Genomic DNA, 20,991 nt, shown 5'->3' with positions numbered 1-20,991 from the left:
TCAGCAGTCCCGCTAGTCGGTGACTGCCGCCAGAATCGGGCCGCCATTGACCTGCTGCAGCAGGATGGCGGTGCGCAACCCTTCAGGCGGTGGGGTGAGCGTGGTCTCCTGCGCGGCGCCGGTCCAACGGCCGAGATGGACCAGATCATGCACGACATGGGTATGGGCCAGGGTGCGGCCGGCATTTTCGCCGCGTGGCACTTCGACCTCCACCGTGGTGGGATCATAGCTCACCTGCCAGATGTCGGCCCCGGCGTCGGGCGCGGTGCCGGCGCCCAGGCGCAGGCGATTGTCCGCGAGTGTGAGCTCGGGGCCGCCAAGCCTGGGGGTGGTGGCAATGAGGGTCTCCACCTGATCGAGGTGATTGCCCACCGCCGTGCTGGCGCCGTTGATCACCATCTGCGGCGTATAGGGACCGAATTGGTCGAGGGCCGGTTCATAGACCACCTGGCGATCAGTGAACTCGGGCTTGCTGAAGATATCCTTCCAGCCCAGGCGATCCCAATAGGTCACCGCATAGCTCAGGGTCAGCACGTCAGGGCGCTGGCTGAGGGTGATGAGATTGGCATTGGCCGGCGGGCAGGACGAGCAGCCCTGGCTGGTGAAGAGCTCAACCACGGTAGCGGGCCGGGATTGGGCGGCTGTGGGACCAGCGAAGGCGGCGAGGGCGACAAGCGCCAACGCAATTGAGGCGGGCAGGTGGGACGACATGGTGCGATCTCCAGAAGGGTCTGCTGGCTGGTCATTCGCAGGGCTGCGCGAAAGGTTACCGCCTGCGGCGCCGCAGCAATGGTAAAGGGCGCAAGGGGCGCGCTATGGTTGGCGGATGCAGAGGCGGAAAGGCAGGCCATGAGTTTCTGGGATGATCGCTACAGCCAGGACGGCTATGTGTTCGGGGAGGCGCCCAATGGCTTTCTGGCGCGCCAGGCCGACCGGCTACAGGCGGGCGGTACGGCGCTGGCGGTGGCCGATGGTGAGGGGCGCAATGGGGTGTTCCTGGCCGAGCGAGGGCTGGATGTGCTGTCGATCGATGCCTCGCCGGTGGGACTGGCCAAGGCAGACAAGCTGGCGGCACGGCGGGGCGTGAACCTGCGCACCCAATGCCTCGATATAGGGGCCTATGGCTGGCCCGAGGCGGCGTTTGATGTCGTGGCGGCGATCTTCATCCAGTTTGCCCCGCCAGCACTGCGGGACGCCATGTTCGCGGGCATGGTGCGGACGCTCAAGCCCGGCGGGCTACTGCTGCTGGAAGGCTATCGGCCCGAGCAATTGGGCTATGGTACCGGCGGGCCGTCGCAGGTGGAAAATCTCTACACCGAAGAGCTGCTGCGGGCGCGGTTTGCCGCGCTCGAAATCCTGGTGCTCGAGAGCTATGACGCTGAACTGACCGAAGGCATTGCTCATGCGGGGCCGTCGGCGCTGATCGATCTGGTGGCGCGCAAGCCCGATTAGGGCGATCTGGATTGGGCCAGTTCCCCCACCCGACCTCCCCCTGAAGGGGGAGGAGGATGACTGCTGGATCGGGGTTTACTGCGCCCCGCCGGTCTTGGCGGCTTTTTCGGCGTCGTACCACCAGATGGAGGGGAAGCCCGAGGAGAATTCCGGCAGGTTCTCGGGGTGGCTGAAGCGATCCCAGCGGGCGGCACGCGTGTTGCGCAGGGTATAGCTGGGCACCAGATAGTGATGGTGCAGCAACACGCGATCGAGCGCCTTGACCGCGGCTTCCTGGGTGGGACGGTCCTTGGCGGCGATGAGCTGTTCGATCAAGGCATCGACGCCCTTGTCGGCAATGCCGGCATAGTTCTGCGCGCCTTCCTTGTCGACGCTTTCGGAGCCAAAGAAATAGCGCTGCTCATTGCCCGGCGAGAAGGACTGGCTCCAGCCGGTGTAGATCACATCGTAGTCATAGCTGCGGACGCGGTTGATATATTGCGGGCTATCGACCGAGCGCACCTTGGCCTCGACACCGATGAGGGCCAGATTGGCCACCAGATTGGCGGCCACCGGCTCGATGGTGGGGCCATTGAGCAGGATCTCAAAGCTCAGCTGGGTGCCGCTGGCATCGACCAAGCGGGTGCCATCGAGCTTGTAGCCGGCCTCGCTGAGCAGGTTCAGCGCGGTGCGCAGGTTTTCGCGCAGCTTGGTGGAATCGCCACCGACCGGATTGGTATAGGGCTCGGTAAAGACCGAGGGCGGCACCAGATCCTTGACCGAATTGAGGATGTCGAGCTCCTGGCCTTCGGGCAGACCGCTGGAGCGGAACGGCAGGCCGAAGAAATAGCTGTCGATGCGGTCATACTGGCCGAAGAACAGCGTGTTGCTCAGCTCCTCGAAATTGAAGGCATAGTTGAGCGCCTCGCGCACGCGCTCGTCCTTGAACGTGTCGCGCCGCATATTGGGCACGAAGCCAACCATCACGCCGCTGCCGGCATAGTCCTGGGGGAAGAGCTCCTTGATGACGCGGCCATCGGCAACAGCAGGGAAATCATAGGCGGTGGCCCAGCGGCGCGCCTGGTTCTCGCTCCACCAGTCGAACTGGTCGCCCTTGAAGGCCTCGAACTGCACGGTCAGATCGAGGAAATACTCGATGCGGTATTCGTCGAAATTATCGGTGCCGACCTGGGTGGGCTGGGTGGCGCCCCAATAATCGGCGCGGCGCTTGTAGGTGATGGTGCGACCGGCGTCGAAGCTGGCCAGCTCGTAAGCGCCCGAGCCCATGGGCTTTTCCAGCGTCGACTGGCCGATATCGCGCTTGGCGCCCTTGGCATCGGTGCCTTCCCACCAATGCTGGGGCAGCACGGAAAGCTGGCCCAAGATGAGGGGCAGTTCGCGATTGTCGGTCTTGGAGAAGCTGAAGGTGACCTCGCCGGGCGCGGTGACCTCGGCCTTGGTGATATCGGCGTAGTATTGCGCAGAATTGGGATTGAGCTCGCGCGCCTTGTCGAAGGACCAGACGACATCCTCGGCGGTGACGGGTTCGCCATCCTGCCATTCGGCGGCGGGGTCGATGCGGAAGGTGACGGCGCTATAGTCGGGCGCGATCATCAGGCTTTTGGCCAGAAGGCCATAATAGGTGTTGTTCTCATCCAGCGAGGGCGTGAGCAGCGTCTCGTAGACGAGGCCCAGGCCGCCCGCGGCCTCGCCCTTGGGCAGGATGGGGTTGAAGGTATCAAAGCCGCCCATATCGCCCATGCGCACGGTGCCCGTCTTGGGGGCGTCGGGATTGACGTAATCGAAATGAGCAAAGCCCTCGGGATATTTGGGTTCGCCCTGCATGGTGAAGGCATGGCTCCAAACGCCGGGCTTGGTCTGCGCCAGGGCGGGGGCGGCCAGGCCGAGCAGCAGGCCAAGGGCGAGGAGGGGGGCGAACTTCATCGTGGGCTCCGGGAAAGGCGCTGGGCTGAGACCAGACTAGGGGCAATCATGACGGGGTAACAGGGGGCGCCTGCTCAAAGCTCTGTGCGGCATCGGCGTCGGAATGCACGGAGACGTCGAAGGCGGCGGCCATGAGCGTGCGGGTGTATTCTGACTGGGGCGCGGAGAAGATGGCTGCGGCGTCACCCTGTTCGACGATCTTGCCATTGCGCATGACGATGAGCCGATTGGCCAGGGCGCGCACGACCTTGAGATCGTGGCTGATGAACATATAGGTCAGGCCGTGGCGGCGCTGCAGATCGGCCAGGAGATCAACCACCTGGGCCTGGATGGAGACGTCGAGCGCCGAGGTGGGTTCGTCAAGCACGACGAATTTGGGCTCCAGCACCATGGCGCGGGCGATGGCGATGCGCTGGCGCTGGCCGCCGGAGAATTCATGCGGATAGCGGAAGCGCGTTTCGGGCGGCAGGCCGACTTCGGTGAGCGCGGTGACGACGCGGGCGTCGCGCTCAGCGGCGGTGAGCTGGGGGCGGTGGACGGCCAGGCCCTCGCCAATGATCTGATCGACCGACATGCGCGGGCTGAGCGAGCCGAAGGGATCCTGAAAGACGATCTGGAGATCAGCGCGCAACGGGCGCATGGATTTCCATGAGCGGTGCTGGAGGGCATTGCCGAGTACGACGATGGTGCCGGTGGAGGGCACGAGGCGCAGCAGGGCATAGCCCAGGGTGGATTTGCCGGAGCCGGATTCGCCGACCACGCCGAGCGTCTCGCCCTGGCGGATGGTGAGATCGACGCCATCGACGGCGCGGATATGGCCGGTGGTGCGGCGCAGTAGGCCCGCCTTGATGGGGAACCAGATCTTGAGGTCATGCACATCCACGATGGTGGGTGCATCGGGATTGCTGCGCGGCGGCGTGCCCTTGGGCTCGGCGGCCAGCAGGTGACGGGTATAGGCATGCTGCGGCGTCGCGAAGATGGTACCGACCGGGCCGGTCTCGACAATGTCGCCCTTGGTCATGACGCAGACCCGGTCGGCAATGGAGCGGACAATGCCCAGGTCATGGGTGATGAACAGCATGGCCATGCCCAGGCGCTGCTGCAGCGATTTGAGCAGGGTAAGGATCTGGGCCTGGACGGTGACATCAAGCGCGGTGGTGGGCTCGTCGGCCACCAAAAGGTCGGGCTCGTTGGCGAGAGCCATGGCGATCATGACGCGCTGGCGCTGGCCGCCGGAGAGCTGATGCGGGTAGGCGGACAGGCGACTGCGCGGATTGGGAATGCCAACGGCGTCGAGCAGCTCGAGCGTGCGGGCGCGGGCGGCATTGGGGCGCAGGCCGCGATGGATGGCCAGGACCTCCCCGATCTGGTGCTCGATGGTGTGCACCGGATTGAGCGAGCTCATAGGCTCCTGAAAGATCATGGAAATGTCATTGCCGCGAACGGCGCGCAGTTCGGCCGGCGGGGCGGTGACAAGGTTCTGGCCCTTGAACAGGATCTGGCCGCTGACGGTGGCGGCGGGCGGCAAGAGGCGCAGGATGGACAGCGCCGTGACCGATTTGCCCGAACCACTTTCGCCCACCAGCGCCAGGGTCTCGCCCGGCGCAATGTCAAAGCCGATACTGCGCGTGGCGGGCGTGGCGCCGAAGGCAATGGTGAGGTCGCGGACGGAGAGGAGGGGCGTGGTCATGCGAAGGTCTTGCGCGGATCGAAGGCGTCGCGGACGGCTTCGCCAATGAAGACCAGCAGGGTCATGATGATGGCGATGGCGAAAAAGCCGGTGAGGCCGAGCCAGGGGGCCTGCAGGTTATCCTTGCCCTGAAACAGCAGATCGCCCAGCGAAGGGGTGCCGGCTTCGAGCCCCAGGCCAAGGAGGTCCAAAGAGGTCAGCGTCACCACCGAGCCCGACAGGATAAAGGGCATGAAGGTCAGCGTAGCGACCATGGCATTGGGCAGCAGGTGGCGCAGCATGATGGTGGTGTTGGACACGCCCAGGGCGCGGGCGGCGGCTATATACTCGAAGTTGCGGCCGCGCAGGAATTCGGCCCGCACGATGCCCACCAACGAGACCCAGGAAAACAGCAGCAGAATGCCGAGCAGCACCCAGAAGGTGGGGGCGATGATGCTGGCGATGATGAGCACCAGATAGAGCGCGGGCACCGAGGTCCAAATCTCGATCAGGCGCTGGGCGATCAGATCGATCCAGCCGCCGAAATAGCCTTGGACGGCGCCGGCGAGCAGGCCGACGACCGAGGAGAGGATGGTGAGGGTGAAGCCGAACAGCACCGAGATGCGCACGCCATAGAGCAGGCGCGCAAACACGTCGTGCGCCTCGCCATCGGTGCCCAGCCAGTGGAAATTGCCCCAGCTGCAATCGGGATCCTCGACGCCCAGCGGATAGCGCTCGCAGAACTGCTCGCGGCTGAGCAGCCAGCTGGGCGGGGTGGCGCCTGAGCCGGGCTGGTAGCCATCGACGGTGGCATAGCTGAAGTGGACCGGCGGCCAGAGCGCCCAGCCATTGGCGGCAATCTCGTCGACCATGAAGTCGCCGCGATAGTCGGGCGTGCCCAGGAAGCCGCCGAAGCGGGATTCGGGATAATCGACAAGGGCGGGGAAGAGCAGCTCGCCCTTGTAAGACACCAAGATCGGTCGGTCGTTGGCGATGAATTCCGAGCCCAGGGTGAGGGTGAAGAAGGCCAGGAACAGCCAGAGCGACCACCAGCCGCGGCGATTGGCGCGGAAATTGGCCCAGCGGCGGCGGTTGAGCGGGCTGAGCCAGCTGCGGCGGACAGGTGGCGCGGCGGGGGCAACGAGATCGCTCATACTTCGCGGCTTTCGAAATCGAGCCGCGGATCGACCCACATATAGGCCAGGTCCGAGATCAGCGAGACCACGAGGCCAAGCAGGGAAAAGATATAGAGCGTGGCAAAGACCACCGGATAGTCGCGCGTGGCCACCGAGACGAAGCCGAGCAGGCCCAGGCCATCGAGCGAGAAGATGGTTTCGATCAGCAGCGAGCCGCCAAAGAAGGCGCCGACAAAGGCGGCCGGGAAGCTGGCGATGATCAACATCATGGCGTTGCGGAAGACGTGACCATAAAGGATCTGGGTTTCGGTCAGGCCCTTGGCGCGGGCGGTGGTGACATATTGCTTGCCGATCTCGTCGATGAAGGAATTCTTGGTCAGCAGCGTCGTGGTGGCAAAGGCGCCCAGGCCCATGGCGATGACGGGCAGCACCAGATGCCAGAGATAGTCGAGCAGCCAGATGTGGAACGGGAAGCTGGCTGAGCCCGCCGAATGGAGGCCACGAAGCGGGAAGATCGACCAGAAGCTGCCGCCGGCAAACAGGATGATCAGCGCAATGGCGATGAGGAACCCCGGCACGGCATAGCCGACGATGACCAGGGTTGAGGTCCAGACGTCAAAGCGCGAGCCATCGCTGATCGCCTTGCGGATGCCCAGCGGGATGGAAATGCCATAGGACAGCAGCGTCATCCACAGGCCCAGCGAAATGGAGACGGGCATTTTCTCCTTGATCAGGTCGATCACAGAAATGTCACGGTAATAGCTGTCGCCGAAATCGAAGCGCAGATAGTTCCACAGCATCATGCCGAAGCGTTCGAGCGGCGGCTTGTCGAAGCCGAACTGCTTTTCGATGCGGGCGACCAGTTCGGGCGAAAGACCCTGGCTGCCGCGATAGGTGGAGCCGCCCTTCTGGGCCGGCTGGCCGGTGAAATCGCCGGCCTCGCTGCCGGTGAGCTGGGAGGACATGGAGACATTCTGGCCCGACAGATTGGCCAGGGCCTGTTCCACCGGCCCGCCGGGCGCAAACTGGGTGATGAGGAAAGAGATGGCCATGATGCCGAACACGGTCGGTATCATCAAAAGGAGACGGCGAACGATATAGGCGCCCATCGGTTCTCCGGGCAGGTCGGATGTCAGTCCAGCTTAAGCGCCGGCCAGCGGGTGCGGGCAAATCACCATGCAGTGAAACGGCCTGCGGCGGAGTGCATCATTTTGATGACGGCTTGGCAAGCAGACATGGCGGGTTGCCCCGAGGTGCAATCACAGTCAGGATCGTGGCCAAAGCGGAGGGCGTGCCATGAGCTATGAGATCATTGCCACGGTGGACAATCCCAGCACGGCGCGCGTGCTGGTGGCGGCGTTGCGGGCGCATGGCTTCCACCCGCTCGAACAGGGCGAGGGCGGGCTGCCAGGGCTGCCTAATCTGTTCGGGCCAGAGGGCGTGCCCGTGCAGGTGCCGGAGGCCGAGGCGGCGGATGGACGGCTGCTGGCGGCCGATCTGCTACGGGAAATGACGGGGGAAGTCCCCTAAAAGCGCCACATTGATATGGGCTGGGTCACGGTCTTATCAGGCGGTTGTACCGCTCACAGGGTTTGGCTATAAGCCATCAACTTGTTAACATTGGTTAAGCCTTAGGGCAGGAGCGAACTCATGACGATTTGGATGCGCGGATCGTTGTCGGCCGTTGGGATCGTGGGCGTGGCCCTGTTGATGGCGGGCTGCGCATCGACGCAGTCCAACACGGCGGGCCTGAACACGATCGGCGCTCCGGCGCAACTGCAGCCGGTGCAGAATTCGGTGGTGCAGCAGGGTGCCCTGCCGGCCATCGGCGCAACGGGTACCCCGGCGCCGGGCCTGTCGGGCCAGCCGGTGCTGGGTGGCGTGGCCGCCACGCCGACCATTGCCGGGCAGACCACGCAGACCGCAGCGCTGGGTTCCGTGGTGTCGCTGGATCCGCTGGCCCAGCCCAGCGCAGTGTCGAGCGGGCCGGAAGGCGTGTGGAATGTGGTGGCCGGTGCTCAGCAGTGCCGCCTCAACCTGCCCATGACCGCCAAGACCGGCACGTCGTATTATCGCGCCTCGTCGCCGGGCTGCACCATTCCGGCGCTGGCCTCGGTGTCGGGCTGGCAGCAGGTCGGCAGCCAGCTGCAGCTCTATGATGAGAACGGCAATATCGCCGCTTTCCTCGCCCCCAGCAGCGGCCGTTATATCGGCACGATGAGCGGTGGCCAGGCCATCTCGATGGCCCGCTAAGGTCATATTGGAGCCGGCGCCCAGCGCCGGCTTTTCTCTGCCCGGCATGGGTGTGCCGAAGGCGTCGCCGGGCTTGACCGGTGCGCAATTTCCAACGCATTGGAAGAGCGATTGGCCCTCGGGTCGCGTCCGAGAGCAATTCGGTTCCATCGATGTCAGCGACTCTAGCTTCCACCAGTTCCGGACCGGTCAGCAGTGCCTATGAGGCGTTGGTGGCGCAGGGCGCGCTAGTGGCTGATCCGGCGCAGGCTGAAGCGGCCGGCCTGCTGGACGGCGTGCTGGCCGGGCTGGTGGCGAGCCGGCCCAAGGGCCTGCTTGGCCGGCTGTTTGACAGCAAGAGCGCGCCAGTGCCGGGGCTCTACCTTTATGGCGAGGTGGGGCGCGGCAAGACCATGCTGATGGACCTGTTCTTTGCCGCCGTTCCGATCGCCCAGAAGCGGCGGGTGCATTTTCACGAGTTCATGGACGAGATGCATGCCGGCATGGCGGCGTTTCGCAAGGGCGACAAGGGCAGCGATGCCGATCCGGTCGAGGCGGTCGTGCGACCCATCGTGCGGTCCGGCCTCAGGCTGCTGTGCCTGGATGAATTCCACGTGCATGACATTACCAATGCCATGCTGCTCTATCGGCTGTTCGACAAGCTGTTTGCCGCAGGGGTGACGCTGGTGGCCACCTCCAATGTCGCGCCGGACGGTCTCTATAAGGATGGCCTCAACCGCCAGTTGTTCCTGCCCTTCATCGAGTTGCTCAAGCAGCGGTGTCTTGTGGCGAGCCTGGATGCCGATCGCGACTATCGGCGGCTGAAATTTGCCGGCCAGCATGTCTATGCCTTTGGCACTGGCCCCGCGGTGCGGGCCGAGATGGACCGGCTGTGGCTGCGGGTCACGGGCGGTCAGCCGGGCGCGCCGGGCGTGGTCGAGAGCATCGGTCGCTCCATAGCAGTGCCGCTCGTGGCCATGGGGGCGGCGCGTTTTGGGTTCAGCGACCTCTGCGAGAAGCCGTTGGGCTCGCGCGACTTCGTGCGGATCGCACATGTGTTCGATGCCCTGGTGATCGACGATGTGCCACAGATGGACCGGACCCGGTCGGACGCTGCCAAGCGCTTCATCCTGTTGATCGATAATCTCTATGATCGCGGGGTCAAGCTGGGGGCCAGTTTTGCGGTGCCGCTCGAGCAATTGGGCAAGGATGACAAGACGGCGTTCGAATTCCAGCGCACCATTTCGCGGCTGGATGAAATGCAGTCCGAGGACTATCTTGCCAAGGGCTTGCGCGAGGCGTCGACCACGGAGAGCTGAATGGCCAAGCCAGTGCCGCCATTGGACCTGCTGGTGCAGGCGACAACGCCGCCTGACGAGATCGGGCACCCCTTGGTGCTCGGGCGCAGCACGCTGGACAGTGTGCTCGACATCACCAAGATCAAGCGAAAATCCCTCATCGATCGGGGCGATCTATCGCCGGGCTGGCATCTCTTTGAGACCGATCTGGTCTCGTTCCTGTTTGACGCCAACGGGGTCTGGCAAGGCTTCTGGTACGGCCTATCTGCCGATGAGCTGACCTGGCAGGTGCAAGGCGCGGTCGGCACCGAGGAGGGACTGATGACCATCGCCGAAGAGGGCGGCATGCGTCAGGAGCCGTTTCCCTATCCGCAGATTACGGCCGGCAAGCTGCCGATCCATCTGGGCGGCAAGGACATCAGGACCTTCGCGACGCTTCCCGATTTCATCACCACCACCGACTCCGTGACGCCCCGCGCCGGCGATCCCATGTTTCCGCCGTCCATTCCGTGGACCCTCAAAGCGCGCGAGCGGGACAAATGGATCGCTCTTCAGACGGTCCTTCCCCACGCCCATCTCAGCGCGGACTTCCTGCTCAAGGCGATCAAGCCTGAATTTCAGAGCCGGTTCGTTGTGGACTATTGCCTCTATTCAATCGGCATCCACACGCAGGCTGCCGCGAGCCGACTGATCAGTTGATAGATATCCGGCATGCACGCTTGTCTCATCAGCAATGGCAGATGTCGGGCCCGGGATGAGCTGTTCAGTCGTTCCTCTGAGGCCCTTGAAGCCAGCACTGAGAGCCAACTCGAGATCGATTGCTTCCTGGCCGAGGTCCATGTTTTGTCGCACGTCTTCGGGAGAAGCGATGCGGGCTCCGGTGCGCCAGCATGAGCGATCTGGCAGGCGTTTTTGACCTGTGGTTGCAGGTGACCAAAGCCGGCGGCAACGGCGCGGACAGCGTTGTGCTCGGCACGTCGAGCCTTGAGGCCACCCTGTCCGCGCTGGGCATAGCGCCCGAGACGATCGAGATCACCGCGATCGTTGGGGATTACGAGCTTGCGTCCGGCGCGTGTTTTGAAATCATGCTGGCCAAGGGGCGTATCGTGCAGTCGCTTTGCCTGCGCGGCGGCGTCTTCCGGGAGGCTATGCTCGCGGCGATCATGCATGGGGCGAGCGACGCCGCGCCGCCGTTCCGGCTGGGTACGACCACAGTCTTGTTCGAAGGCCACACGCTAGAGTGGCTGGCCACGCTGCCCAATTTCATCGCGATCCTCAATGCGGCCTGCGGCCGAAGCGGGGTCGTGCCGGTGTGGCAACTGACCGGGACTGACCACGACAAATGGCTGTTGGTCACCGCGGCCCTGCCGTTCGGCGATATTGTGGGGGAGTTCCGCCTCGACTCTCACAAGCATTCTGATCAGTCCCGGGCTGAGATAGACTACTTCTTGACCCGTTTGACCCTTGATCGGCCAAGCCTGCCGCGGCCCTAAGGCGGCTGGTTGCCGTATCAGCATGGCCCCTTCACCCATCGGCAAGGGCGAAACGGCTTTTACGACGAAGGGTTCACTTGCTCCTCTTGGCCGACAGGGTTAAGACGTGCGCCAATTCAACGCAGTCTGGGATGACGACTTATGGCGCGCAAAAAGATCGCTCTTATCGGCTCGGGTCAGATTGGCGGCACGCTCGCCCATCTGGCGGCTCTCAAGGACCTCGGCGACATCGTGTTGTTCGACATCGTTGACGGCGTACCGCAGGGCAAGGCCCTGGACCTGTCGCAGTCGGCCCCGGTGGAAGGCTACAATGCCTCGATCACCGGCACGTCCAAGTACGAAGACCTCAAGGACGCCGATGTGGTGATCGTCACCGCCGGCGTGCCGCGCAAGCCGGGCATGAGCCGCGACGACCTGCTGGAAATCAACCTCAAGGTGATGGAGCAGGTGGGTGCGGGCATTGCCAAGTATTGCCCCAAGGCCTTCGTGATCTGCATCACCAATCCGCTCGACGCCATGGTGTGGGCGCTGCAGAAGTTCTCCGGCCTGGCCACCAATCAGGTGATCGGCATGGCCGGCGTGCTGGACAGCTCGCGCTTCGTGCATTTCATCGCCGACGAGCTCAAGGTGTCGGTGGAAGACATCAACGCCTTCGTGCTGGGCGGCCATGGCGATACCATGGTGCCGCTGGCCCGCTATTCGACCGTTGCCGGCATTCCGCTGACCGACATCGTCAAGATGGGCTGGATGAGCAAGGAAAAGCTCGACGCCATCATCCAGCGCACCCGCGACGGCGGCGCCGAGATCGTGGGTCTGCTCAAGACCGGTTCGGCTTTCTATGCGCCGGCGACGTCGGCCATTGCCATGGCCGAGAGCTATCTCAAGGACAAGAAGCGCGTGCTGCCTGCGGCCGCCTATCTGGACGGCCAGTATGGCGTCAAGGGCACCTATGTCGGCGTGCCGGTGGTGATTGGCGCTGGTGGCGCCGAGCGCATTGTGGAAATCTCGCTCAACTCTGCCGAGCAGAAGGCCTTCGACAAGTCGGTCGCTGCGGTGGATGGCCTGATCGAGGCCTGCAAGAAGATCGCGCCCAAGCTGGCGTAATACGATGAACGAGGGCTCCCCTCCCCCTTGAGGGGAGGGGTGGGGGTGGGGTCGATCAGCGATCCACCAATCACCCCCACCCTCGATCCCTCCCCTCAAGGGGGAGGGAAGGACGACTGAAACGTCGGATGCCCTCCGGCAGCAGAACACCCACCCAAGGGGACTTTAAATGAACATCCACGAACATCAGGCCAAAGAACTGCTGAAGTCGTATGGCGCGCCGGTTGCGGCTGGCGTGGCGATCTTCTCGGCTGACGAAGCCGAAGCTGCTGCGAAGTCGCTCCCGGGTCCGCTCTATGTGGTCAAGAGCCAGATCCACGCCGGTGGGCGCGGCAAGGGCAAGTTCAAGGAACTGGGCCCCGACGCCAAGGGCGGCGTGCGCCTGGCCAAGACCATTGCCGATGTGGTGGCCTTCTCCAAGGAAATGCTGGGCAATACCCTGGTGACCAAGCAGACCGGCGACGCCGGCAAGCAGGTCAATCGCCTCTATATCGAAGACGGCGCTGACATTGCGCGCGAGCTCTATTGCTCGCTGCTGGTGAACCGCGAGAGCGGCCGCGTATCCTTCGTGGTCTCCACCGAAGGCGGCATGGACATCGAGGCCGTGGCCGAGCACACGCCCGAAAAGATCATCACCGTCGATATCGACCCGACCGCCGGCGTGACTGACGCTGACGTCGCCAAGATCGTGTCCGCTCTGGCGCTCGATGGCGATGCCAAGGCCGATGCGGCCAAGCTGTTCCCCATTCTCTACAAGGCCTTTGTCGAAACCGACATGAGCCTGCTCGAGGTCAATCCGCTGATCGTGATGACCGACGGGCACCTGCGCGTGCTGGACGCCAAGGTGAGCTTTGATAACAACGCCGCCTTCCGCCACGAAGAGCTCAAGGCCCTGCGTGACCTCAGCGAAGAAGACGCCAAGGAAATCGAAGCCTCCAAGTTCGACCTGGCCTATGTGGCGCTCGATGGCAACATCGGCTGCATGGTCAATGGCGCGGGCCTGGCGATGTCCACCATGGACATCATCAAGCTCTATGGCGCCGAGCCGGCAAATTTCCTGGACGTCGGTGGCGGCGCTTCCAAGGAGAAGGTGACGGCAGCGTTCAAGATCATCACGGCCGATCCGGCGGTGAAGGGCATTCTGGTCAACATCTTTGGCGGCATCATGCGCTGTGACGTGATCGCCGAGGGCGTGATTGCCGCGGTCAAGGAAGTTGGTCTGCAGGTGCCACTGGTGGTGCGCCTGGAAGGCACCAATGTGAAGGAAGGCAAGGCCATCCTGAACGAATCGGGCCTCAATGTGATCTCGGCCGATGACCTGGACGACGCCGCCCAGAAGATCGTCAAGGCGGTGCAGGGCTAGCAGCATGCGCGCCGGCCTCGCCCTCATTGTTGCTTTGACCGCCTGTGTCACGCCTGTCGTGGCGCAGGGCAAGGTCAAGCGCGGGGGCGAGCCGCCGGCGGTGGCTGCGCTGCATGTGTGCGAAAAGTTCGCCGGCGGCGATGTGCTGGCGGTCGAGGCCGCCACGGCCCTGGGCTGGGACGCCTATGTGCAGAATGCCGAGAGCCCCTATGTACAGTCCTTTGGCGGCAGCCGGGAGTTCCCCAACCTGGGGCGTGCGGACCTGTTCTCGCTCTACGAGACCTATCCCGAAACCACCTTCGGCTATTGCCGCGTCGACATGATCGATGTGAGCGGGGATGGCCTGGCGGCCTTCCAGTCGATCCTGGACCTGGGCAGCTATGTGGGTGACACCACCATTCAAGACGACAATCACTATGCCAGCCTGACGGGCAAGGACGATCCTTCCCGCCAGTTGCTGGCGCACTGGGCCGGCGGCAGCTTCGTGATGCAGCTGTCGATCAACCACCCCAAGGCCGAGGGTGTGAAATGATCAGTTTGAAAGCTTCGGCTTCAGAAAATCCTGACCGTGGGACCCCCGGGCGACTCCTATTCGCTTTGGCGTTGGTCACAGCCACAGCGGTGCTGGTCGTCGGGTACGCTCCCGTGGCGAGATGGTTGCCGCTGAGCTATGCCGTTGTTTATGTTTCGCTACTGATTGCAGCCATTTACGTCGAACACTCGTTCCCCACAGTTCCGGCGCGGCCATGGCTTTGGCGGCTATTCTACGTGTCCCCATTCATCCTGTGGGTCGTAGAGTTCATCCGAGTGAGCGAGCGTATTTCGGCCGGTGCCCATCAGTCATCAGGTGCGGGTCTGGGCTTTTTTCTCATTCTCGTCGTAGTGCCGGCATCGTTGCTTTCCTTGATCCTGGGGGCAACGATCAAGCACTTGGCCTTCGACAATAAATCAGACAGCAATTCTGCAGGTTTGCCTCGCCACTCGGTGGACTGAGGTCCGGCCAGCGATGGCCTATCGGAAAAAGGACTAATAGATGTCGATCCTCGTCAACAAAGACACCAAGGTTCTCGTGCAGGGCCTGACCGGCAAGACCGGTACGTTCCACACCGAACAGGCGCTGGCCTATTACGGCACCAAGATGGTGGGCGGCACCCATCCCAAGAAGGGCGGCGAGACCTGGTCCTCGGGCGTGGACGGCACCGAACTGCCGATCTTCACCTCGGTGGCTGAAGGCAAGGCCAAGACCGGCGCCAATGCCTCGGTGATCTATGTGCCGCCGGCCGGCGCCGCAGCGGCCATCGAAGAAGCCATCGACGCGGAAATCCCGCTGATCGTGTGCATCACCGAAGGCGTGCCGGTGCTCGACATGGTGCGGGTCAAGGCAAAGCTGGAAAAGAGCAAGTCGCGCCTGATCGGGCCGAACTGCCCAGGCGTGCTGACGCCAGAAGAGTGCAAGATCGGCATCATGCCGGGCTCGATCTTCTCGAAGGGCTCGGTGGGCATTGTTTCCCGCTCGGGCACGCTGACCTATGAAGCTGTGTTCCAGACCACCAATGAAGGCCTTGGCCAGACCACGGCCGTGGGTATCGGTGGCGACCCGGTCAAGGGCACCGAATTCATCGATATGCTGGAAATGTTCCTGGCCGACGAAGCCACCAAGTCGATCATCATGATCGGCGAAATCGGCGGTTCGGCCGAGGAAGATGCCGCCCAGTTCCTGATCGACGAAGCCAAGCGCGGTCGTCGCAAGCCGATGGCCGGCTTCATCGCCGGGCTCACTGCCCCCAAGGGTCGCACCATGGGCCATGCTGGCGCCGTAATTTCGGGCGGTAAGGGCGGCGCGGAAGACAAGATTGCCGCGATGGAGGCTGCGGGCATCCGCATGTCGAAGTCGCCGGCGCGGATCGGTCGCACTTTGGCCGAAGTTCTCAAGGGTTGAGAGCCTAGACCAAAGGCGGTCGCGCTTCGGACACAGAACGGTGATAAGTCGGCTGTGATTTGCGGCAGTAGAGTGTGAAATAGCCGCGGCGCCTCCTGGGGCGCCGCAAGTCTTAATAAGATGCAAAGGAAGAGCGGGCACTATCCTGCAAATTTGGTGACCGCCCATATGACCGGCAATTGCCCGGTCTGTTCAGAAGGATGGCGGGGCGTGGGCCTCGCGACATAAAAGCGATGACACGACAGGAAAAGAACGACCAGTTCTTGCTGACTTCCTTCCTCTATGGAGGGAACGCCGACTACATCGAGCAGCTGTATTCCCGATACAAGAACGATCCGACCAGCGTGGATGACACCTGGAAGAGCTTCTTCTCCAAGCTCGACGACGGCGAGGGCGTAGCCCAGAAGAACGCCGACGGCCCGAGCTGGGGCCGCAAGGATTGGCCGCAGAGCGCCAATGGCGAGCTGGTCAGCGCGCTGGACGGCAATTGGGGCGAGATCGCCATCAAGGCCGAAAAGGCCGTGGCCAAGACGGCCCAGGCCACGGGCGCAGCCCCGGCCAGCGCCGCCGATGTGCTGCAGGCCACGCGCGATTCGATCCGCGCCATCATGATGATTCGCGCCTATCGCATGCGCGGCCACCTGCATGCCGATCTCGATCCGCTCAAGATGAAGGCCGACGAGCCGGCGCCGGAGCTCGATCCGCGCAGCTATGGCTTCACCGAGGCCGACTACAGCCGCAAGATCTTCATCGACAACTATCTGGGGCTGGAATACGCCACGATCCCGGAAATGCTGGCGATCCTGCAGCGCACCTATTGCGGCACGGTGGGCATTGAGTTCATGCACATTTCCGATCCCGAGGCCAAGGCCTGGATCCAGGAGCGCATCGAGGGCCCGCACAAGGAAATCACCTTCACCGCCGAAGGCAAGAAGGCGATCCTGAACAAGCTGGTGGAGTCCGAGGGCTTCGAGAAGTTCATCGACGTCAAGTACACCGGCACCAAGCGCTTTGGCCTGGACGGCGCCGAGGCGACCATCCCGGCGCTCGAGCAGATCATCAAGCGCGGCGGCGCGCTGGGTATCAAGGATATCGTGCTGGGCATGGCCCACCGCGGGCGCCTCAACGTTTTGACCCAGGTGCTGGGCAAGCCGCACCGCGCGCTGTTCCATGAGTTCAAGGGCGGCGCCTTCTATCCCGACGACGTCGAGGGTTCGGGCGACGTGAAGTACCATCTGGGTGCGTCCTCAGATCGCGACTTTGACGGCAACAAGGTGCATCTGTCGCTGACAGCCAATCCGAGCCATCTGGAAATCGTGGACCCGGTGGTGCTGGGCAAGTCCCGCGCCAAGCAGGACCAGCATATTTCCCCCGACGGCCGACTGGTCAATATTGCCACCGAGGGCAAGCCTGACCGCTCCATGGTGCTGCCGCTGCTGATCCATGGCGATGCGGCTTTTGCCGGGCAGGGCGTGATCGCCGAATGCCTGGGCTTGTCGGGCCTGAAGGGCCATCGCACGGGCGGTTCGATCCACTTCGTGATCAACAACCAGATCGGCTTTACCACGAGCCCGATGTATTCGCGCTCGTCTCCCTATCCCACCGACGTCGCCAAGATGATCGAGGCGCCGGTGCTGCATGTGAACGGCGACGATCCGGAAGCTGTGGTGTTCGCGGCCAAGGTGGCGGTGGAATATCGCCAGAAGTTCGGCAAGCCTGTCGTGATCGACATGTTCTGCTATCGCCGCTTCGGTCACAACGAAGGCGACGAGCCCAGCTTCACCCAGCCGCTGATGTACTCCAAGATCCGCGCGCACAAGACCACGCTCGAGATCTATTCGGAAAAGCTGGTGGCCGAAGGGCTGCTGACTGCCGCCGAGATCGACAAGCTCAAGGCCGACTGGCGCGCCAAGCTGGAAGCCGAGTTCGAGGCCGGGCAGGACTATCGCCCCAACAAGGCCGACTGGCTCGATGGCGCCTGGAAGGATTTCCGCCCCGCCGACCAGGAAGGTCCGCGTCGCGGTGAAACCGGCGTGGCCGTCGATCGGCTGAGCAAGATCGGCACGGCGCTGACGCGCATTCCCGAGGGCTTCAACGTCCACAAGACGGTCAAGCGCTTCATGGACAATCGCCTGGCGGCGATCGAATCTGGCGAGGGCATCGACTGGGCCACGGCCGAGGCGCTGGCCTTCGGCACGCTGGTGACCGAGGGGCATCCGGTGCGCCTGTCGGGTCAGGACTGCGAACGCGGCACGTTCAGCCAGCGCCATTCGGTGCTCAATGATCAGGAGGTCGATAACAAGACCTACACGCCGCTGAACAACCTCTCCGAAGACCAGAGCCGCTATGAGGTCATCAACTCGATGCTCTCCGAAGAGGCGGTGCTGGGCTTTGAATATGGCTACTCGCTGGCCGAGCCCAAGGCGCTGACCATCTGGGAAGCGCAGTTCGGTGACTTCGTGAACGGCGCCCAGGTGGTGATCGACCAGTTCATCAGCTCGGGCGAACGCAAGTGGTTCCGCATGTCGGGCCTGGTGATGCTGCTGCCGCATGGCTATGAAGGCCAGGGCCCCGAGCATTCCTCGGCGCGTCCGGAGCGCTTCCTGCAGCTGTGCGCGGAAGACAATATGCAGGTTGCCAACTGCACGACGCCGGCGAACTATTTCCACGCCCTGCGCCGCCAGGTGACCCGCGACTTCCGCAAGCCGCTGATCCTGATGACGCCCAAGAGCCTGCTGCGCCATAAGCGTGCCACCTCGGGCCTGGTCGAAATGGGTCCGGACTCCTGCTTCCACCGCCTGCTGTGGGACGACGCAGAAGCTCCCGGCATGCCCAAGACCACCACCAAGCTGGTCGCCGACGAGCAGATCCGCCGCGTGGTGCTGTGCACGGGCAAGGTCTATTACGACCTGCTGGAAGAGCGCGAAAAGAAGGGCATCAACGATGTCTATCTGCTGCGCATCGAACAGCTGTACCCGTTCCCGGCCAAGGCGCTGCTGGACGAACTGAACCGCTTCAAGAATGCCGAAGTGATCTGGTGCCAGGAAGAACCCAAGAACATGGGTGCCTGGGCCTTCATTCAGCCTTATGTTGAGTGGGTATTCGACCAGATGGGCCGTACCGGTCAGCGCGTGCGCTACACCGGCCGCCCGGCTTCCGCATCCACGGCAACGGGCCTGATGCGGACGCATCTTGCCCAGCTGCAAGCCTTCCTCGACGAAGCGTTCGCGCAATAAAAGGACAGAACAATGTCGACTGAAATCCGCGTCCCCACCCTTGGCGAGAGCGTGACCGAGGCTACTATCGGCCAGTGGTTCAAGAAGGTCGGGGACACCGTTTCCGCCGATGAGCCGATCGTCGAACTGGAAACCGACAAGGTAACCATCGAAGTGCCGGCCCCGGCGGCTGGCGTGCTGGAGGCCATTGCCGCGCAGCCCGGCGAGACCGTTGACGTTGGGGCCCTCCTGGGCGCCATCGCAGCGGCCGGTGCCGCCGTGGCCAAGCCGGCTGCTGAGCCGGCCAAGGCCGCTGTGCCCGCCGCTAACGCGGCTGGTCCCGAACCGATCAAGCCGGAAACCGCTGCCGCGCCGACCAGCATGGCACCGGCGCCCTCCGCGCAGAAGCTGGCCACCGAAAACGGCATCAACACGGCCGATGTCGAGGGTTCGGGCAAGCGCGGCCAGGTGCTCAAGGAAGACATTCTGTCGGCCATGAGCAAGCCGGCTGCCGCCGCACCGGTCTCTGCCGTTGCCGCGCCGGCCGCCAAGCCGGTCGAGGCCCCCAAGGTTGCTGCCGCGCCGCGTGCGCCGGTGTCGGCCGAGGAAGGCGCGCGCGAAGAACGGGTCAAGATGACCCGCCTGCGCCAGACCATTGCCCGTCGCCTCAAGGATGCACAGAACACTGCCGCCATGCTCACCACCTTCAACGAGGTGGATATGAAGCCGGTGATGGACCTGCGCAATTCCTACAAGGAGCTGTTCGAGAAGAAGCATGGCGTCAAGCTGGGCTTCATGGGCTTCTTCACCAAGGCCGTGGTGCATGCGCTCAAGGAAATCCCGGCAGTCAATGCCGAGATCGACGGCGATGACCTGGTCTACAAGAGCTATGCTCACATCGGCGTGGCTGTGGGCACCGACAAGGGCCTGGTGGTTCCGGTGGTGCGCGACGCCGACCAGATGAGCATTGCCGAGATCGAGAAGTCGATCAACGTGCTGGGCAAGAAGGCGCGTGACGGTCAGCTGTCGATGGCCGACATGCAGGGCGGCACCTTCACCATATCCAATGGTGGCGTCTATGGCTCACTGATGTCGACGCCGATCCTGAATGCGCCGCAGTCGGGCATTCTGGGCATGCACAAGATCCAGGAGCGTCCTGTGGTCGTGGGCGGGCAGATCTTGATCCGCCCGATGATGTATCTGGCGCTCAGCTATGACCACCGCATCGTGGACGGCAAGGAAGCGGTGACGTTCCTTGTGCGCGTCAAGGAGAGCCTTGAGGCGCCCGAGCGGCTCGTGCTCGACCTTTAGGATTTAGAAGTTAGTATTCAAGGGCCGGGGCCATGCCCCGGCCCTTTCAGTTTGGAGGCAATGGTGGACAAAGGCATTGTTCTCGTCACGGGCGGATCGCGCGGTATCGGCGCCGCCATCGCCCGTCTGGCTGCGGCGCGCGGCTATGGCGTCCTCATCAACTACAACAGCAATGCCACTGCCGCCGCGGCCGTATGCGCATCCATTGCCGCCCAGGGCGGGCGCGCCGACATGGTAGCGGGCGATGTGTCGGTCGAGGCCGATGTCGACGCCATGTTCGCCGCAGCTGACCGCATGGGGACCCTGGCCGGGCTGGTCAACAACGCCGGCGTGGTCGACGTCGCGGCGCGGGTCGAGGATTTCGACCTCAAGCGGCTGCAGCGCATGTTCGCCATCAATGTGTTCGGCACGGTGCTGTGCGCGGGGCGGGCCGTGCGGCGCATGTCGCGCCGGCATGGCGGGCAGGGCGGCGCCATTGTCAACATCACATCGGCGGCGGCCAAGCTGGGTGCGCCGGGCAATTATGTGGATTATGCCGCGGCCAAGGGGGCCATCGACAGCTTTACCGTCGGGCTGGCGCTGGAGGTGGCGGGCGAAGGCATTCGCGTCAATGGCGTGCGGCCCGGGATCATCGACACCGACATTCATGCCTCGGGCGGCGATCCGCAGCGGGCCGCGCGCATGGCCGCCGATTTGCCGATGCCGCGCGCGGGCACGGCCGAGGAGGTCGCCGAGGCGGTGCTGTGGCTGCTGTCGGACGCGGCGAGCTATTCGACCGGCACGGTGATCGATGTGACCGGCGGGCGGGGAATAGCGCCCTGAGCCGCGTTCACGAAGGCGTGGGGGCGGGACGCGT

At 63.7% G+C, this 20,991-nt stretch carries 19 protein-coding genes; 14 read left to right on the top strand and 5 right to left on the bottom strand.

The annotated features are described in order from the left end of the window. Nucleotides 1–12 precede the first annotated feature (12 nt). Entirely contained in the window at nucleotides 13–711 is a 699-nt protein-coding gene (locus E8M79_RS16685) for a DUF1223 domain-containing protein (RefSeq protein WP_137152977.1), read from the bottom strand. Nucleotides 712–849: 138 nt separating this feature from the next. Between E8M79_RS16685 and E8M79_RS16680 the strand changes: the two genes are divergently transcribed. After that, on the top strand, nucleotides 850–1,452 hold the full coding sequence (locus tag E8M79_RS16680; protein WP_137152976.1) for a class I SAM-dependent methyltransferase: 603 nt from the start codon (nucleotides 850–852) through the stop codon (nucleotides 1,450–1,452). A gap of 75 nt (nucleotides 1,453–1,527) precedes the next feature. On the opposite strand, the gene E8M79_RS16675 is transcribed toward E8M79_RS16680, so the two are convergent. From E8M79_RS16675 to E8M79_RS16660, 4 genes are read right to left on the bottom strand one after another with little or no spacing between them, the layout of a single operon-like run. Beyond that, nucleotides 1,528–3,375 (bottom strand): extracellular solute-binding protein, encoded by a 1,848-nt coding sequence (locus E8M79_RS16675; RefSeq protein WP_137152975.1) that lies wholly within the window; start codon nucleotides 3,373–3,375, stop codon nucleotides 1,528–1,530. A 46-nt stretch (nucleotides 3,376–3,421) separates the two neighbouring features. Then, a complete protein-coding gene (locus tag E8M79_RS16670) occupies nucleotides 3,422–5,065 on the bottom strand; it encodes an ABC transporter ATP-binding protein (RefSeq protein WP_137152974.1) in 1,644 nt (547 codons plus the stop codon). Then, entirely contained in the window at nucleotides 5,062–6,198 is a 1,137-nt protein-coding gene (locus E8M79_RS16665) for an ABC transporter permease (protein WP_137152973.1), read from the bottom strand. The genes E8M79_RS16670 and E8M79_RS16665 overlap by 4 nt, the downstream gene beginning before the upstream one ends. Next, nucleotides 6,195–7,289, bottom strand: coding sequence for a microcin C ABC transporter permease YejB (locus tag E8M79_RS16660; protein WP_137152972.1), 1,095 nt, complete (start codon nucleotides 7,287–7,289; stop codon nucleotides 6,195–6,197). Before E8M79_RS16660 ends, E8M79_RS16665 begins: the two co-directional genes overlap by 4 nt. Before the next feature lie 187 nt (nucleotides 7,290–7,476). Between E8M79_RS16660 and E8M79_RS16655 the strand changes: the two genes are divergently transcribed. The 13 genes from E8M79_RS16655 to E8M79_RS16595 all read left to right on the top strand — a co-directional run bounded on the left by E8M79_RS16655 (nucleotide 7,477) and on the right by E8M79_RS16595 (nucleotide 20,957). After that, the gene (locus E8M79_RS16655) at nucleotides 7,477–7,710 is read left to right on the top strand and encodes a hypothetical protein (RefSeq protein WP_137152971.1); all 234 of its coding nucleotides are present in this window, start codon (nucleotides 7,477–7,479) and stop codon (nucleotides 7,708–7,710) included. Nucleotides 7,711–7,830: 120 nt separating this feature from the next. Further along, on the top strand, nucleotides 7,831–8,433 hold the full coding sequence (locus tag E8M79_RS16650; protein WP_137152970.1) for an AprI/Inh family metalloprotease inhibitor: 603 nt from the start codon (nucleotides 7,831–7,833) through the stop codon (nucleotides 8,431–8,433). A gap of 152 nt (nucleotides 8,434–8,585) precedes the next feature. Then, nucleotides 8,586–9,731 (top strand): cell division protein ZapE, encoded by a 1,146-nt coding sequence (zapE, locus tag E8M79_RS16645; protein ID WP_137152969.1) that lies wholly within the window; start codon nucleotides 8,586–8,588, stop codon nucleotides 9,729–9,731. Further along, nucleotides 9,732–10,409, top strand: coding sequence for a hypothetical protein (locus tag E8M79_RS16640; protein WP_137152968.1), 678 nt, complete (start codon nucleotides 9,732–9,734; stop codon nucleotides 10,407–10,409). It begins immediately after the preceding gene. Nucleotides 10,410–10,600: 191 nt separating this feature from the next. Next, a complete protein-coding gene (locus E8M79_RS16635; RefSeq protein WP_137152967.1) occupies nucleotides 10,601–11,203 on the top strand; it encodes a hypothetical protein in 603 nt (200 codons plus the stop codon). A 141-nt stretch (nucleotides 11,204–11,344) separates the two neighbouring features. Then, nucleotides 11,345–12,307 carry a malate dehydrogenase gene (mdh, locus tag E8M79_RS16630; RefSeq protein ID WP_137152966.1) on the top strand — a complete coding sequence of 321 codons (963 nt, stop codon included), beginning with the start codon at nucleotides 11,345–11,347 and terminating at the stop codon, nucleotides 12,305–12,307. A 169-nt stretch (nucleotides 12,308–12,476) separates the two neighbouring features. Beyond that, nucleotides 12,477–13,670, top strand: a complete 1,194-nt coding sequence (gene sucC / locus E8M79_RS16625) for an ADP-forming succinate--CoA ligase subunit beta (RefSeq protein WP_137152965.1) — start codon at nucleotides 12,477–12,479, stop codon at nucleotides 13,668–13,670. 4 nt (nucleotides 13,671–13,674) lie between these two features. Further along, a complete protein-coding gene (locus tag E8M79_RS16620; protein WP_137152964.1) occupies nucleotides 13,675–14,202 on the top strand; it encodes a hypothetical protein in 528 nt (175 codons plus the stop codon). After that, a complete protein-coding gene (locus tag E8M79_RS16615; RefSeq protein ID WP_137152963.1) occupies nucleotides 14,199–14,663 on the top strand; it encodes a hypothetical protein in 465 nt (154 codons plus the stop codon). The genes E8M79_RS16620 and E8M79_RS16615 overlap by 4 nt, the downstream gene beginning before the upstream one ends. A gap of 40 nt (nucleotides 14,664–14,703) precedes the next feature. Next, nucleotides 14,704–15,609 (top strand): succinate--CoA ligase subunit alpha, encoded by a 906-nt coding sequence (sucD, locus tag E8M79_RS16610; RefSeq protein WP_137152962.1) that lies wholly within the window; start codon nucleotides 14,704–14,706, stop codon nucleotides 15,607–15,609. Nucleotides 15,610–15,842: 233 nt separating this feature from the next. Continuing rightward, nucleotides 15,843–18,845: a 2-oxoglutarate dehydrogenase E1 component gene (locus E8M79_RS16605; protein WP_137152961.1), complete on the top strand. Its 3,003-nt coding sequence runs from the start codon at nucleotides 15,843–15,845 to the stop codon at nucleotides 18,843–18,845. A 12-nt stretch (nucleotides 18,846–18,857) separates the two neighbouring features. Further along, a complete protein-coding gene (odhB, locus tag E8M79_RS16600; RefSeq protein ID WP_137152960.1) occupies nucleotides 18,858–20,135 on the top strand; it encodes a 2-oxoglutarate dehydrogenase complex dihydrolipoyllysine-residue succinyltransferase in 1,278 nt (425 codons plus the stop codon). 60 nt (nucleotides 20,136–20,195) lie between these two features. Next, nucleotides 20,196–20,957: an SDR family oxidoreductase gene (locus E8M79_RS16595; protein ID WP_137152959.1), complete on the top strand. Its 762-nt coding sequence runs from the start codon at nucleotides 20,196–20,198 to the stop codon at nucleotides 20,955–20,957. The last annotated feature ends 34 nt before the right edge of the window (nucleotides 20,958–20,991 follow it).

It is taken from the genome of Devosia sp. FKR38, from assembly GCF_005222805.1.
GTDB lineage: Bacteria > Pseudomonadota > Alphaproteobacteria > Rhizobiales > Devosiaceae > Devosia.
This window is presented reverse-complemented; position numbering and strand designations above follow the sequence as displayed.